Raw genomic sequence first — 14494 nt, forward strand, 5'->3', positions numbered from 1 at the left:
ATGAAGGAGTGGCACGTGAACATGTACGGCGAGCGCAGTGAGCACCGTCCAAGTCCGAAGGCCGGGGGACGCCGCGGTCACCGGGCACGGTCCAGGACGCGGCGGATCATGATCGGCGGAGGCGCTCTGGCCACCGTCGCGGCCGCCACCGTGGCCGTGTCCCTGGCCTCGGCCGGCCAGTACGGGGCGTCCGGAGCGGGAGCCGATCGTGCCGTCTTCGTGCAGGGCAACGAACTGAACGGCAACACCATCCACGTCTTCGCACGGGACGGCCAGGGCAAGCTGAAACCCGCGGGCAGTTACGCGACGGGCGGCAGGGGCGGCGACCAGGTCGACGCCCCCACGGACTCCCTCGCCTCCCAGGGGTCCCTCGTCTACGACGACGCCTCCGAGATGCTGCTGGCGGTCAACGCGGGCAGCGGCACACTGACCGCCTTCCATGCCGACGGAACGAAGCTTGGCCGTCGTCAAATAATGGACACTGGCGGCGACTTCCCGTCCAGCATCGCGGTGCGCGGCAAAATCGCGTACGTCATGAACGCGGGCGGCAAGGGCAGCGTCCAGGGCTTCCGGATCACCAAGAAGGGGCTCGTGCCGATACGGGGGTCTTTCCGCTCCCTCGGCTTGGCCAACGAGGCCGTACCTCGGTTCGACACCTCGCCCGGCGAGGTCGAGATCACCCCGGACAGCCGCAACCTGGTGATCACCACCAAGGGAAGCAACACCATCGAGGTCTTCCCGCTGAAGAGGAACGGCGTGCCGGCCGTCGCCGAGCCGGTCGTCAACAAGTCTGCCGGCAACGTGCCGTTCGCGATCAGCTTCGACAGGTCCGGCGGGCGGATGCTGGTCGCCGAGGCCGAGAGGTCCACGGTGACCACCTACCAGGTCCGGCAGAACGGCAAGCTGAAGGTCCTTCAGAAGCCGCTTGCGAACGGCCAGGAGGTCCTGTGCTGGCTGGAACGCGCGGGCGACCACTTCTACGGCGGCAACACCGGCAACTCCACCGTCACCGGGTACCGCATGGACAAGCACGGACGGCTCGCCCTCACCAACGAGGTCGGCCTCGCCACCCCGCCCTCCGCGAAATCGCAGGGTGTGATCGACATCGCCGTGACCAAGGACGCGAAGTTCGTCTACGTCCAGAACGCCGCCTCCGGGACGGTCGACGGCTTCCGCGTCGAGAAGAACGGATCCCTCACCAAGGTCACCACCGCCGAGGGCCTGCCCGCGTTCGACGAGTCCGGTATGGAGGGCATCGCCGCGATGTGACACCCCGGGCAGACAGCAGACAGTCGAGAGCACATACACAAAACGGAGGCCCAGGGGACGGCTGCCCTGCCGGGATTCGGTGGGGCACCCGTGCTTCAAGGTCAGCGCGGGCCGTGTGTTCAGACGCCCAGGTGTGCCCCGTCGCCGGCGCCCAGGAGGGGGATCGTGAGCCGGCGTTCGACGGCGGTGGGCAGGGACCACAGCTCGGCACGCCGCCTTCGGTCCTCCGAGCCCTGGCGGGCAGCGCGGCGGATACCGGACACGGCCAGGGACAGGGCGGCCAAGGACACGGCGAACCCGGTCCCGAGGAGTACACCTGCGAGTACGGCGCCGTCCGCCAGGGCGAACGGAAGCGCCACCCCGAGGCAGAGCGCGCCGAGACCGCTGAGGACGGAAACCATCCACCACAGTGGCGTGAGCGGGTGCTCGTCGCGCAGGTGGTCGACCATCTGCCGGTCGGTGGGCCGCCGCCCCGGGTGCATTCCGGCGGCGAGGAACAGCTCGGACCGGCCGCGCAGCGCCCACACCGCGTGCACTCCCACCCATGCGACGGGCAGCACGAAGAGCGTCACCAGCACCGAACCCGCCTGGATCGCCCGCGGCACCGACACCGAGCCGGAGGCGTCGGCGACCACGGACGCCACGGCGGCTCCCACGAGTACGGCACCCGCGACGCTCGTGGCCACGAGCCATCGCCGGGCCCCACGCACCCGAGCGCTGAGAGGGAACTCGACCGCGTCCAACGCCTTCTCCAATCGATGACCGCAGGTACTCTACGCAGCCCTCCGAGGAGGATGCGCCCCGTTCCGGGCGCCGGTCGACCACGGCAGGCATCCGTCTACCGAGGGATCAAGGCGACAGATGTCAAAGTCCTGGCACCGATCAGCTGTCGTCGCGCAGTTGCTCGGCGGCTTCCTGGTAAGCCTGGGCGGCACGGGTGAAGTAGTCGAAGAGGGCATCGAGTTGCTCCGGCGTGCAGCCGCCGAGGATCTCGCCGATGCTCTGCCGCGCGGGGGTCATCACCCGATCAAGTTCGAGGGGCTTTCCGACCGGTTCGACGATGATCTTGCGCCGGTCTTCGACATCGGGGACGCGGTGGACGTAGCCCGCCTGCTCCAGCCGGTCGATCAGGCGAGTGGTGGGCCCCGTCGTCAGGCCTGTGCGCTCGGCCAGTTCGCCGGGAGTCATCGCCCCTGACAACTGGAGGATGTTCAGCGCGTAAAGGTCAGTGGCGCCAAGTCCGCACGCTCTGGCACTCGCGTGGCCGTGCAGCATCACGGCACTCAAGTACCGGCGATAGACCTGGCTCGCGTCGGATCGCATGGGCGACGTTGACACAGGCTTCTCCGCTCCCTAATCTCTTCCTCAAGGAAGATAAATCTGCGACGAAGTAACTTCTCCTGTGAAGTTACCACGAGGGGGAACATCATGAGCACCGCCACCGTCGCACCACCCGAGCCGACTATCACCCCCACCCCGCCCCGCCGCTCCCGCCGCCGTACCGTCAAACGGGTCCTGGGCGCGACCGCGCTGGCCCTGACCGTCGCCGCCGGATCCGCCTACCTGTGGCTGGACGCCACCTCCGACATACACAACCTCGGCCAGAGCGACTGCACCCTGGTGACCTCGGACATCACCCCGACCTCCGCCGGAGCCGCGACGGCCGACGACCACCGGGCGGTCTGCGACGTACTGCGCTCGATGACCGACGCCTGGGGCCGCGGCGACGCCACCGCGTACGGCGAGCACTTCACCCCCAACGCCACCTACACCACCTACGTCGGAACCCACTACCAGGGCCGCAAGGACATCACCGCGGCCCATCGCGCCCTGTTCGACGGCTTTCTCAAGAACACCAGGCTCGCCGACTCCTTCCTCGGCATCCGCTTCTACGGCCCCGACACGGCGATCGTCACCACCCGCGGCGACACGTACACCGGCACGCCCAAGAAGGCCGGCGAACTGTCCAAGACGCAGACCTACACGCTGATCCGCCAGAGCGGCCGCGACTGGCGAATCGCCGCCTTCCACAACACCAAGCGCCAGTCCGTCATGGAGCGCATCTCGTTCCTGTGGGACCCGTCCACCAAGCCGGAGGCCGAGAAGTGATGACCGACACCACCCACCTCGCACGCGAAACGGACGTCCACGCCATCCGCGCTCTCCTGGAGGAAAGCCGCGCGGCCTGGAACCACGGCGACGGCCCCGCGTACGGCCGGTGCTTCACGCACGACGCGTCCGACGTGACCTTCGCCGGCACCGTCTATCGCGGCGGGAGCGAGATCGGCCGCGCCCATCAGGCCCTGTTCGACGGGTTCCTCAAGGGCACCGAACTGACCGTCGAGATCAACGACATCCGTTTCTACGGCGCCGACACCGCGGTCGTCACCACCTGCGGCGACGTCGGCAAACGCAGGCCGAAGCGCCTGGGCAAGCTCGCCACTTACACGGTCGTCCGCGAGTCCGACGGCCGCTGGCGGATCGCCGCCGTCCAGAAGACGCAGCGCAGGTGTCTGATGGAAGCCGTCTCGTTCCGACTCCAGCCCGCCACGCGACCTGCCTCGCACTGACACCATTCAAGCGCTGAGCCTGATGGCGCCGTTCGCCCTCGCTTCGGTTCTCGTCCTGGGCTGCGCCTCAGTGCAGGCACGGGTCAGCGACGAAGGGCTGAAAGTATCCTTCGGGCCGTTCGGCCGACCGGAGCGGCGCTGGGCTGTCCGGGACATCGAATCGGCCCGCGTCGAGCAGCGCACACCGGCGCAAGTGGGCGGCTGGGGCTACCGGCTGAGCGGGATGGGCACCACCGTCATGCTGCGTCACGGCGAGTGCCTCGTCATCCGTGCCACGGGCAAGGACTTCGCCGTAAGCCTCCTGTTGGCGCCCCTAGGCCACGACCCAGACCTGGGACACATCCTCCGCGCTCTGTCCCGACGTACTCGGACGACAGAGCCTGCGCGCGACGAGCCCGTCACGGAACCTTCCCTCGCTTGAGGAAAGGAACGGCAACATGCCGTCACATGTTCACACAATGGGAAAGGGTCCTTTGAACTCCACATTGGTAGTCAAAGGCGACGGCGGCTGCCGGGGCACTGGTCTGATCATCCCTCACCACCGTGACCCCGGCGGGGCCGAACTCCCGAGCTGGAAAGAAGAACACAACGCCTCGCACCGCAAGGTCAGGGCCCGTGTCGAGCACGCCTTCGCCCGGATGAAGAGCTGGAAGATCCTCCGGGATTGCTGCTTGAAAGGCGACGGCGTTCACCATGCCATGCTCGGCATCGTCCGCCTCCACCACCTCACCATCACCGGCTGAACCGGGCCCGCCTCGAATCCGCTCTGTGGTCACGGACGTTCTCCTGGAGCCATGAGCAACTCCTCAAGGTGCGCTCCTGGTTCGTGGAGTCGCGGCGCGGCACGGCCATGTGGGAGCCGGACATCCCGGAGGACGCGGACCCGGACGTGCGCCGGGTGCTGCTGTGCATCGCAAAGCTGCGCACCATCCTCAAGGGCTGCGAGCAGAAGAACTGGCCGTTCGTCGAGGCCGAGTACCAGTGGGCCCTGCTGGCCCCCCTGCTGCCGTTCGCCCGCTACCGCCACCACGAGGACCAGGTGAACCGGCACCTGCCCTTCCTGCTGGCGGCGGATATCGCCGATGTGCTGGTGGAGCATGCCGAAGGCGCGGCCTCCGGCAGCTAGCGTCACCCGGCCGCTGATCAACGCCTGCCGCACCACGAGGTGATCTGAAAGAAGTTCCCGGCTCAAGGCAACCCTTTGCGTGGGCTGTGACCACAAGGAGTCGGATCCGGCCCTTCGGGTGGCTGAATCCCCCTTTCCTCCGGTGAACGGCATGCAAGGAGAACACCTCCCCATGAACAACCCCACGAACGGCGGGCGCCGCGGGCGTCATCGCCGTCGCTGGACCGCGACCGGTCTGCTGCTCGGTGTGCCCGCCATCGTCGTGCCGTACCTCCTCTTCACGCAGGAGGACTCGCAGGCCGCGACGGTCGACGGCAATGCCTACTACCGGCTGGTTTCCGTGCGCAGCGGCAAGGTGCTGGACGTCAACGGCTTCTCCACCGCCGACGGCACCCGCATCCAGCAGTGGACCGACCAGAGCACCGCCAACCAGCAGTGGAAGCTGAAGCCCACCGGGGACGGCTACTACGAGCTGGTGAACCGCAACAGCGGCAAAGTGCTGGGCATAGCGGGCGGTTCGACCGCCCAGGCGGCTGCCGCTGAGCAGCAGACCGACAGCTCCGCCACCTCCCAGGAGTGGCGGATCGACGATGTGAGCGGTTCCGACGCCGTCACCTTCACCTCCCGTAAGAGCGGCCAGGTCCTGGACGTCCTGGGAGGCTCCACGGCCGAGGGCGCGGCAGTCGTCCAGTATCCCGCCAAGGGCAGCACCAACCAGCAGTGGAAGCTGGTGAAGACCGGCGGGACCCAGCCGTCCGGGACCGGAGCCGCGCAGACCACGGCCGCGGCCGGACCGTATGCGTGGAAGAACGCCCAGGTGGTGGGCGGCGGTTACGTCACCGGGCTGGTGTTCAACCCGCGGGAGAAGGGCCTGCTGTACTCGCGCACCGACATGGGCGGCGCCTACCGCTGGGACGTCGCGGCCGAGCAGTGGATCCCGCTGACCGACTGGGCCGGCGAGAAGGACTGGAACCTGCTGGGCATCGATTCGGTGGCCACCGATCCCGTCGACCCCGACCGGCTCTATCTCGCGGCGGGCACCTACACCAACGACTGGGCGGGCAACGGCGCGATCCTGCGCTCCACCGACCGGGGCCGTACCTTCAAGCGCACCAATCTGCCCTTCAAGCTGGGCGCCAACGAGGACGGCCGCGGGGCGGGCGAGCGGCTGGTGATCAACCCCGCGGACAACGGCACCCTGCTGCTGGGCACCCGTAAGAACGGCCTGTGGCGCAGCACCGACCACGGCGTGACATGGAGTCAGGTCTCTTCGTTCCCGGTCAAGGACGGGGCGAGCAGCGGCGCGGGCATCTCCTTCGTGACGTACGGCCCGGTCGGAAGCAAGACGGTCTATGTCGGCGTCGCCGACAGGTCCACCTCCCTGTACCGCTCCACCGGCGGCGGCAGCACCTGGCAGGCCGTCTCCGGGCAGCCCACCGGCCAGATGCCGCAGCACGGCGTGCTCTCCGGTGACGGCTCGCTGTATCTGACGTACACCAACGTCGTCGGACCCAACGGCGTGACCGCGGGTTCGGTGTGGAAGTACACGCCGGCCGGCGGGGCGTGGAAGAACGTCTCGCCGTCCCAGGGCAGTTACGGGTTCTCCGGTCTGGCCGTCGTCCCGCGGAAGCCGTCCACGGTGATGGTCACCACCCTCGACCGCTGGTGGCCCGAGGACGAGATCTACCGGAGCACCGACGGCGGCGCGAACTGGAAGGCACTGTCCTCGAAGTCGGAGCGGGACGCCTCCGCCGCTCCTTACGTCGGTACCGGCGTCGGGCACTGGATGACCGCCCTGGCCATCGACCCCTTCGACTCCGGGCACGTGCTGTACGGCACCGGCAGCGGTATCTGGCGCAGCAAGGACGCGGGCGCCACCGACAGCGGTGGCACCAGTCACTGGACCGTGGGGGCCCGAGGGCTGGAGGAGACCGCGGTGCAGGACGCGGTCGCCCCGCCCGGCGGTGCCACCGTCATCTCCTCCATGGGTGACCTCGGCGGTTTCCACTACAGCTCCTCCAGCTCCCTGACCAGGGTGCCTTCCGGGCGGCTGAAGAACCCGATGATGATCACCAGCACCGACATCGACTTCGCCCAGTCCAACCCGTCGGTGATGGTCCGCGTCGGCCGTGGCGGCGATCAGGACGGCGCCTACTCCACCGACGGCGGCAGCAGCTGGAGCGGCTTCAAGGCTGAGCCGGTGGGCAGCGCCGACAGTGGCCATGTCGCGCTCGCGGCGGACGGCTCCGCCATCGTCTGGACCGAGGAAGGGCAGGCCCCCTACCGCTCGACCGACAAGGGGGCGAGCTGGTCGAAGGTCAGCGGCCTGGGCACCGGCGCGGTGGTCGTCGCCGACCGCTCCTCGGCCAGGACCTTCTACTCACTGTCCGGCGGCACGCTCTACGCCAGCACCGACGGCGGCGCGACCTTCACCGCCCGCGCCACCAACCTGCCCTCCGGCCGGCTCACGGCCGTCCCCGGCATCGCCGGGGATCTGTGGATCGCCGACGGTGGCAAGGGGCTGTTGCACTCCACCGACGGCGGCCGCACCTTCACCACGCTCGGGACGGTGAAGTCCGCCTCCGCCCTCGGCTTCGGCAAGGCCGCGCCGGGCGCCTCTTACCAGGCCCTGTACCTGATCGGCACCGTCAAGGACGTCACCGGAGTCTTCCGCTCCACCGACAAGGGCGCCACCTGGCTCCGCGTCAACGACGACGCCCACCAGTGGGGCAGCATCGGCGGCACCGGCGTCATCACCGGCGACCCCGACACCTACGGCCGCGTCTACGTCGGCACCAACGGACGCGGCCTCCAGTACGGCGACCCGTCCTGACCCAGGCGCCCGAGCGGGGCCGCAGGCACAACGGCCTGCGGCCCCGGCATCAAGCGGTGCGGTTCTCCCGCGCGGCTGTGCGCAGCGCTGCGACGACGGCCGTGGTCGTCGGGTTCGCGGTCTCGGTGCGACGTGTCGCGGCGAACAGCAGGCGCAGGATCGGGCGATCCTCGATGGATGCCGTGCGGATTCCGGGTGTGGTCGGGTCGATGGCCGTCCGGGGGACGAGCGCGGTGGCGAGGCCGGCCCGTGCGAGGGCGAGCTGGGCGGCGATGTCGGCGGTGATGTAGCGCGTCGTGGGTGTGAAGCCGGCCTGGTGGCAGGCATGCAGGATGGCCTGTCCGCAGTCGGTGGTCGGCGGCGGCACGGCGAGGCTGTGCGCTGCCAGTTCTCGCAGGGTGACGGGCCGCTCGTCGCCGTACGAGAACTGGTCGGCCGCAGTGACGACGAGCAACGGATCGTCGAGCAACGGGGATACCTCGATGCCCTGGGGTGTGGCATCGGGCAGGTGGTGATACCGCTGCCCCAGCACCACATCGACGGTGCCGAGCGTGAGTTCCCGCAATTGCGCCTGGTCGGTGACGAGACAGGTCACGGTGAGCTGCGGGTGGTCCGATCCCAGCGCGGTCAGTGCGGGGGCCACGATCCGGGCGACGGTCGAGGGCAACGCGGCGAGGGTGACGGTGGCGCCGACCGTGCCCTTGACCGCCGCCACGGCGCTCTCGGCCTCCTGTACGGCGGCGAGGATCCGGTCGGCGTGTTCGAGGAGCACCCGGCCCGCCTCCGTCAGTGCCACGGTTCGCCCGTCGGGGCGCAGCAGCTCGACTCCCACATCGCGCCGCAGCGCGGACAGCTGCTGGGACACGGCACCGGCGGACAGCGCCAGCGACTGGGCGGCCGCGGCGATGGAGCCGCGGGCAGCGACGGTCTTGAGCATGTGCAGACGGCGGACATCCAGCATGACTCGATAGATTACCTAAAGGGTTTCATCAGAAATCATCCCCTTGACCTATTGAGTCATGGTGAGCGACCTTCAGCGCATGGAGATCTTCGACTGCATCGCTGCGGTTGCCCGGCCCATCCACGACTTCGGTGATGAGTTCATGTCCGACGAGGCGACCGCCGCCGTGGGTCTGCGTGCCGGGTTCTCCCCAGGGCGCGGCTTCTACTGCCGCGGCCGGTTCGGAGTGCTCGGTGAGGCATCGGTCGACGTGGTCCAAGCGGTGCAGGGCTTCCTTGGCCCCCGTCTGGTTGCCGCAGGCTGGCTGGCGGGGCGGCCCGTGATGCCGGCGGGGGAAGCCGCCGGCTGGTATGCACATGCCGTCCGGAAGTGGGGGCACGCCAATATCCCCGCACACGTCGACGTGGACCACTTCAACCGCCTGGCGCAGCAGCTGATCGACGCCGCCGACGCCGTCGCACTGCCTCTTTTCGCCGGCTGGCGCGCACAGCCCTGCCCCACCGACGACCCGGTCGGTGCGGCCATGCAGCGCATACACGTACTGCGGGAACACCGTGGCGCCTGCCATCTGGCGGCGGTGCGCCTGTGTGGGCTGAGCGCCCGCGAGGCAATGGTCATCAACCTCGGCGTCGGGCAAGCGATCCACTACGGCTGGCAGGAGCCACATCCCGTTGCCGAAACTCTGATCCCCCGATGGCGGCGTGCCGAGCAACTCACCGACGAGTTGCAGGCGCCGCTCTACGCCACGCTGGCAGACCGGCAACGTACCGAATTCGCCCAGCTCGTCAACGCGTTGACCGCCTCTTCGTGACCCGCGAAGGTCCACGAAAGAGAGGAACCCCAGCCGACGCACGGCTGGGGTTCCGCGAGGCGGTGAGTAGGCCGCACTGAGTCGCGATCACCGTGGATCGGGCGCACCTTAGCGCCGGCCAACGTACGCGGCCAAAGCCTGTGCCCTGGGTCACTGGACCGGCCCGCGCCGGCCTGGAGGGCCGGTGCCGCGCGTTGTGGGCTGCTGTCAGTGCGGCAGGGCAGACTGCACACCGTGACGACACCCGACATCCGGGACGGGGCATCCCGGGCCTGGTCGGCCGCTTCTGAACCCGGGACGCGGTGAGTGGGACGGGTCGTCGGCAGTCCGCCAACGGGCCTGCCGTCCACGGCAGTTACCGGCCGGTAGAGTCATCGGCTGGTTTGTTGGGAGATCGTGGGGAATGGAGCGCGGGGTCGTGCGTCGGCTGAGTGGCGTGGTGTTGGTGATCGCGGCGATGGGGCTCGCTTTCTGGTTGGCTCTCGGGCCCTCGACCGAGTGGGACGGCGTCGCGAGGGTCGCTCGCTTCGCCCTCATAATGAGCTGTTTCGGGGTGATCGGCGGCGGTGCGCGTCTGGTCTTCCCCGGCGAGGCGGAGGACGAGCAGGCGGCCCAGGTCACCGAGTGATCGGCGGCGGTCCGGGGTCCGGAGGGGTTCGGATGCCGAACTCGCGGCGCGGGGCGGACAGCGCGGCGAGGTGACCCGACCTGCCGTGCACACTCGGTCGGGGCCGCGCTGACGCGCGGCGCGTCACTGGGCCAGGCGGCCATGCCAGGCCTTGGGGGGAGAAAAGGATCGGGGGAGAAAAGTCTCCCTGCCACGGGCGTCACCGGCGATGCCAGACTCCCGGCATGACCGGCCGCGGCTGTGGTCCGCACGGTCGTCCAGGTCCTGCGGCGACGACGGTCCCGCCTCCTGCCGTGCCGCTGTGCGCGGTGTGATCCGTCCGCGATGCGAAGGCGTACCCATGTCCAATGAAGTCCCCGAGTCCGCCGTTCCACCCCCCGCCGGAGCCGGTGAGTCCTCGCCGGACCTCAGTCGGCGCACCTTCATCGCCACCACTGGCGCGGCCGGCGGTGCCGTCGTCGCGGGCGGCGTGATCGGAGGGACATCTCTCCTCGGCCCGGAGGAGGTGGCCGCCGCCTATACGTCGCCCTCCAGCCGGGTGTCCCTGGTGGTGAACGGCGACCGGCGGTCGGTGACGATCGACAACCGCACCTCGCTGCTGGATCTGCTGCGCGAGCGCTTCGGGCTGACTGGCTCCAAGAAGGGCTGCAACGCCGGGGCCTGCGGGGCGTGCACGGTCCTGGTCGACGGGCGGCGGGTGAACTCGTGCCTGACGTTGGCGGTGCGGCTGGAGGGCGCCGAGGTCACCACGATCGAGGGCCTGGCCGACGGCGACGAACTGCACCCGCTGCAGCAGGCGTTCATCGATGAGGACGCCTTCCAGTGCGGCTACTGCACCCCCGGCCAGATCATGTCGGGCGTCGGCTGCATCGAGGAAGGCCACACCGGCTCCGACGAGGAGATCCGGGAGTGGATGAGCGGCAACATCTGCCGCTGCGGCTGCTACGTGAAAATCGTGCGCGCGGTCGAGCAGACCGCCGGCCGGAAGTAAGGAGCCGCTGACATGCATCCCTTCTCCTTCACGAAGGCCGCGAACACCCGTGAAGCCCTCAACGCGGGCCGCCGCGGCGGCCGTTACATCGCCGGCGGCACCACCCTCGTCGACCTGATGCGGGAGACCGTCGAGCGTCCCGAGACCCTGGTCGACATCGGTGACCTGCCGATGCGTCATATCAAGGTCACCGAGCGCGGTGGCTTGCGCATCGGTGCCCTGGTGCGGATGGCCGAGGCCGCTGCCCACCCCAAGGTGCGGGCCCTGTATCCCGTCATCTCCCAGGCGCTGGAACTGAGCGCTTCGGCGCAGCTGCGGAACATGGCGACCATCGGCGGCAACGTCATGCAGCGCACCCGGTGCACGTACTTCCGTGACGTGACCGCCGACTGCAACAAGCGGGCGCCCGGCTCGGGGTGTGCCGCGCTGCACGGCCACAACCGCACGCACGCCATCCTCGGCACCTCCGACTCCTGCGTGGCCACCCATCCCTCCGATGTCGCCGTGGCCTTCGCGGCGCTGGAGACGACCGTTCACCTGCTGGGCGCCGACGGGGAACGCCGCGTCCCCATCGCTTCCTTCCTCCTCAAACCCGGCGATACCCCGAACCGCGAACACGCCCTCCGGCAAGGTGAGTTGATCACCGCAGTGGAGATTCCGGCCCTCCCCCGCCCACTGAAGTCCGGCTATCTGAAGGTGCGCGACCGCCAGTCCTACGAGTTCGCCCTGACGTCGGCGGCCGTGGCGCTGCATGTGCGCGGCGGGGTGATCCGGGAGGCGAAGGTCGCCGTCGGCGGTGTGGCCACGGTGCCGTGGAAGCTGCCCGGCGTCGAGCAGGGCCTCATCGGGGAGCGCCCCTCGGACGGCCTGTGGGCCGAGGCCGCCCGGCACGCGGCCGCCGGCGCCAGTCCCCTTCAGCACAACCGGTTCAAGGTCGAGCTTCTGAACCGGACCGTGGAGCGGCAGCTGCGCACCGTAGGAGGTATGAAGTGAGTCCTCAGCCACAGGCCGCCGTCGGTGCGCCCCTGTCGAGGGTGGACGGGCGGCTCAAGGTCACCGGCGAGGCGCTGTACGCCGTCGAGTTCGACGTCGACGGTGCGTTGCACGCCGTCATCGTCGACGCGAGCATCGGCCTCGGCCGTATCGCCTCCATCGACACCGGCGCCGCCGAGGCCCACCCGGGCGTGCTGCGGGTGATCAGCCACCGCAACGCCCCGAAGCTGCCGTACCGCGACAACTCCGGCTCCAACAACCCGCCCGGCCGCAGGCTGCGGGTCTTCCAGGACGACCGTGTCCTCTTCCACGGCCAGCCGGTCGCCGTCGTGGTGGCCGCCACTCTGGAGGCAGCCCAGCACGGCGCCGACCTGGTGAAGGTCCGCTACGACGCCGAACAGCCCTCGACCGACCTGCATGACGCCGAGCCGGGCGAGCCGACGAACTACGCGCGCGGCGACGCGGAAGCCGGCCTGCGCGACGCCGCCGTACGGCTGGACCTGACGTACCAACTCGCCCGCAACCACCACAACCCGATGGAGCCGCACGCCACCATCGCCCGCTGGGACGGCGACAGGCTCACGGTGTGGGACAAGACCCAGTGGGTGATGGGCACGCACGACGAGCTCGCCGCCGTGTTCGATCTGCCCGCGGACGCGGTGCGCGTCATCAACCCGTTCGTCGGCGGGGGCTTCGGCAGCGGACTGCGCTGCTGGCCCCACACGACCGTCGCCGCCCTGGCCGCGCGGGAGACGGGCCGTCCGGTCAAGCTGGTGCTGAGCCGCAGGCAGATGTACTTCGGGACCGGCTTCCGGCCGTCGTACGAGTACCGGCTGCGCCTCGGCAGCGACCGGCGCGGCCGGCTGACCGCCGCGATCCATGACATCGACGCCGAGACGTCCTCGTACGAGACGTTCACCGAGGCGGTCATGGGTGCCGGGCAGATGCTCTACAGCATGCCGAACGTGAGCCAGGTGTACCGGACGGTGCCCCTGGATGTGAACACCCCGATCTGGATGCGCGGCCCCGGCTTCGCCTCGGCGTCGTTCGTGATTGAGTCGGCCATGGACGAGCTCGCTCACGAACTCGGCATCGACCCCATCGAGCTGCGCCGGCGCAACGAGCCGAGCGAGGACGAGTCGAGCAACCTGCCGTTCTCCACCCGACGGCTGCGTGAGTGCTACGCCGTCGGCGCCCGCGAGTTCGGCTGGCAGCGTCGTTCGTCCCGGCCGCGCGCCCGGCGCGAGGGCGACTGGCTGATCGGCATGGGTATGGCCGCCGGTGTGTACGACCCCGGGCGTTTTCCCGCGGAGGCCCGGGTGCGGCTGGATGCCGACGGCACCGCTGTGGTCGAGGCGGCCACGAGTGACATGGGGCCGGGCACGTACACCTCGCAGACGCAGGTCGCCGCGGACGCCCTCGGTCTGACCATGCGTACGGTCACCTTCCGGCTGGGGGACTCCCGGTATCCGCGGACCTCGCCGCACGGCGGCTCGGCGACCATGGCCAGCGTCGGCACCGCCGTCGTCGACGCTTGCGACAAGGTGCGTCAGCAGGCGATCAAGCTGGCCGTCGAGGACCGCCGGTCGCCACTGTACGGAGTGGACCCGGACGACGTGGTCGTGCGCGGCGGCCGGCTGCACGTGCAGGGCAACACGCCGCGCGGTGAGACGTACCGCAGCCTGCTGGCCCGCAACGACCGCTCCCACCTGGCAGCGCACGGCTCCTACAACGGAGCGCCGAGTCCCGCGCGGCACTCCTACCACGCCTACAACGCCACCTTCGCCGAGGTCGCCGTGGACGCGGCCCTGGGTCTGGTGCGGGTGCAGCGGATGCTCGGCGTGTACGACGCGGGCCGGATCATCAGCCCGAAGCTGGCCGAGAGCCAGGCGTTCGGCGGCATCGTGGGCGGCATCGGCACGGCTCTGCTGGAGCACACGGTCACCGACCACCGTGACGGGCGGATCGTCAACGCCAACCTCGCCGACTACCTCGTGCCCGTGAACGCCGATGTCCCCCAGGTCCGGGCGATCTACCTGGACGGCGAGGACAACGACGGCAACGCGCTCGGTGTGAAGGGGCTCGGCGAAGTCGTCCAGGTGGGTGTGGCGGCCGCGATCGGCAACGCGGTCTTCAACGCCACCGGCCGACGGGTCCGCGAACTCCCCATCACAGCCGAGGCGTTGCTCTGACCCGAGCGCCCGGGCACTCCTTCCTCGTCCGGCAGTCGGTCCCCGTCCGGCTGCCGGACCTTCCAGGGCCGCCACCGCGCGATGACGCTCCCCCGAGGCGCGGTGGCGGCCCCATCCCTT

General features: G+C 69.7%; 14 protein-coding genes and 1 pseudogene. 12 read left to right on the top strand and 3 right to left on the bottom strand.

The features are described 5' to 3' along the window. The first annotated feature begins 108 nt into the window (after positions 1-108). Positions 109-1269, top strand: coding sequence for a lactonase family protein (locus tag ACZ7NC_RS07165; RefSeq protein ID WP_471485640.1), 1161 nt, complete (start codon positions 109-111; stop codon positions 1267-1269). Positions 1270-1388: 119 nt separating this feature from the next. Here ACZ7NC_RS07165 and ACZ7NC_RS07170 read toward each other — a convergent pair whose 3' ends face one another. Then, complete coding sequence (locus ACZ7NC_RS07170) at positions 1389-1955, bottom strand: hypothetical protein (RefSeq protein ID WP_471485642.1); 567 nt, start codon at positions 1953-1955, stop codon at positions 1389-1391. A 196-nt stretch (positions 1956-2151) separates the two neighbouring features. Beyond that, positions 2152-2592 carry a MarR family winged helix-turn-helix transcriptional regulator gene (locus ACZ7NC_RS07175; protein ID WP_471485643.1) on the bottom strand — a complete coding sequence of 147 codons (441 nt, stop codon included), beginning with the start codon at positions 2590-2592 and terminating at the stop codon, positions 2152-2154. Positions 2593-2697: 105 nt separating this feature from the next. Here ACZ7NC_RS07175 and ACZ7NC_RS07180 point away from each other — a divergent pair, with 105 nt between their 5' ends. The 6 genes and pseudogenes from ACZ7NC_RS07180 (at position 2698) to ACZ7NC_RS07205 (ending at position 7798) form a co-directional block, all read left to right on the top strand. Beyond that, complete coding sequence (locus ACZ7NC_RS07180) at positions 2698-3378, top strand: SgcJ/EcaC family oxidoreductase (RefSeq protein ID WP_471485644.1); 681 nt, start codon at positions 2698-2700, stop codon at positions 3376-3378. Next, positions 3378-3839, top strand: a complete 462-nt coding sequence (locus tag ACZ7NC_RS07185) for an SgcJ/EcaC family oxidoreductase (RefSeq protein WP_471485645.1) — start codon at positions 3378-3380, stop codon at positions 3837-3839. The genes ACZ7NC_RS07180 and ACZ7NC_RS07185 overlap by 1 nt, the downstream gene beginning before the upstream one ends. A 22-nt stretch (positions 3840-3861) precedes the next feature. Further along, a complete protein-coding gene (locus ACZ7NC_RS07190; protein WP_471485646.1) occupies positions 3862-4260 on the top strand; it encodes a hypothetical protein in 399 nt (132 codons plus the stop codon). 76 nt (positions 4261-4336) lie between these two features. Continuing rightward, positions 4337-4582 (top strand): annotated as a pseudogene (locus tag ACZ7NC_RS07195) (transposase); the annotation flags it as partial. 83 nt (positions 4583-4665) lie between these two features. Beyond that, positions 4666-4965: a hypothetical protein gene (locus tag ACZ7NC_RS07200; RefSeq protein ID WP_471485647.1), complete on the top strand. Its 300-nt coding sequence runs from the start codon at positions 4666-4668 to the stop codon at positions 4963-4965. Between the two features lie 172 nt (positions 4966-5137). Further along, positions 5138-7798, top strand: coding sequence for an RICIN domain-containing protein (locus ACZ7NC_RS07205; RefSeq protein WP_471485649.1), 2661 nt, complete (start codon positions 5138-5140; stop codon positions 7796-7798). 49 nt (positions 7799-7847) lie between these two features. On the opposite strand, the gene ACZ7NC_RS07210 is transcribed toward ACZ7NC_RS07205, so the two are convergent. Next, positions 7848-8759: a LysR substrate-binding domain-containing protein gene (locus tag ACZ7NC_RS07210; RefSeq protein ID WP_471485651.1), complete on the bottom strand. Its 912-nt coding sequence runs from the start codon at positions 8757-8759 to the stop codon at positions 7848-7850. Between the two features lie 79 nt (positions 8760-8838). Here ACZ7NC_RS07210 and ACZ7NC_RS07215 point away from each other — a divergent pair, with 79 nt between their 5' ends. From ACZ7NC_RS07215 to ACZ7NC_RS07235, 5 genes are all read left to right on the top strand, one after another. Beyond that, positions 8839-9570 carry a helix-turn-helix domain-containing protein gene (locus ACZ7NC_RS07215; protein ID WP_471485653.1) on the top strand — a complete coding sequence of 244 codons (732 nt, stop codon included), beginning with the start codon at positions 8839-8841 and terminating at the stop codon, positions 9568-9570. Between the two features lie 418 nt (positions 9571-9988). Continuing rightward, positions 9989-10198 carry a hypothetical protein gene (locus tag ACZ7NC_RS07220; protein WP_471485655.1) on the top strand — a complete coding sequence of 70 codons (210 nt, stop codon included), beginning with the start codon at positions 9989-9991 and terminating at the stop codon, positions 10196-10198. Between the two features lie 340 nt (positions 10199-10538). Continuing rightward, positions 10539-11189, top strand: coding sequence for a (2Fe-2S)-binding protein (locus tag ACZ7NC_RS07225; protein WP_471485656.1), 651 nt, complete (start codon positions 10539-10541; stop codon positions 11187-11189). 12 nt (positions 11190-11201) lie between these two features. Continuing rightward, the gene (locus ACZ7NC_RS07230; protein WP_471485658.1) at positions 11202-12182 is read left to right on the top strand and encodes an FAD binding domain-containing protein; all 981 of its coding nucleotides are present in this window, start codon (positions 11202-11204) and stop codon (positions 12180-12182) included. Beyond that, positions 12179-14374: a xanthine dehydrogenase family protein molybdopterin-binding subunit gene (locus tag ACZ7NC_RS07235; RefSeq protein WP_471485660.1), complete on the top strand. Its 2196-nt coding sequence runs from the start codon at positions 12179-12181 to the stop codon at positions 14372-14374. The genes ACZ7NC_RS07230 and ACZ7NC_RS07235 overlap by 4 nt, the downstream gene beginning before the upstream one ends. Positions 14375-14494: the final 120 nt, after the last annotated feature.

Source organism: Streptomyces sp. NPDC111802, assembly GCF_055634335.1.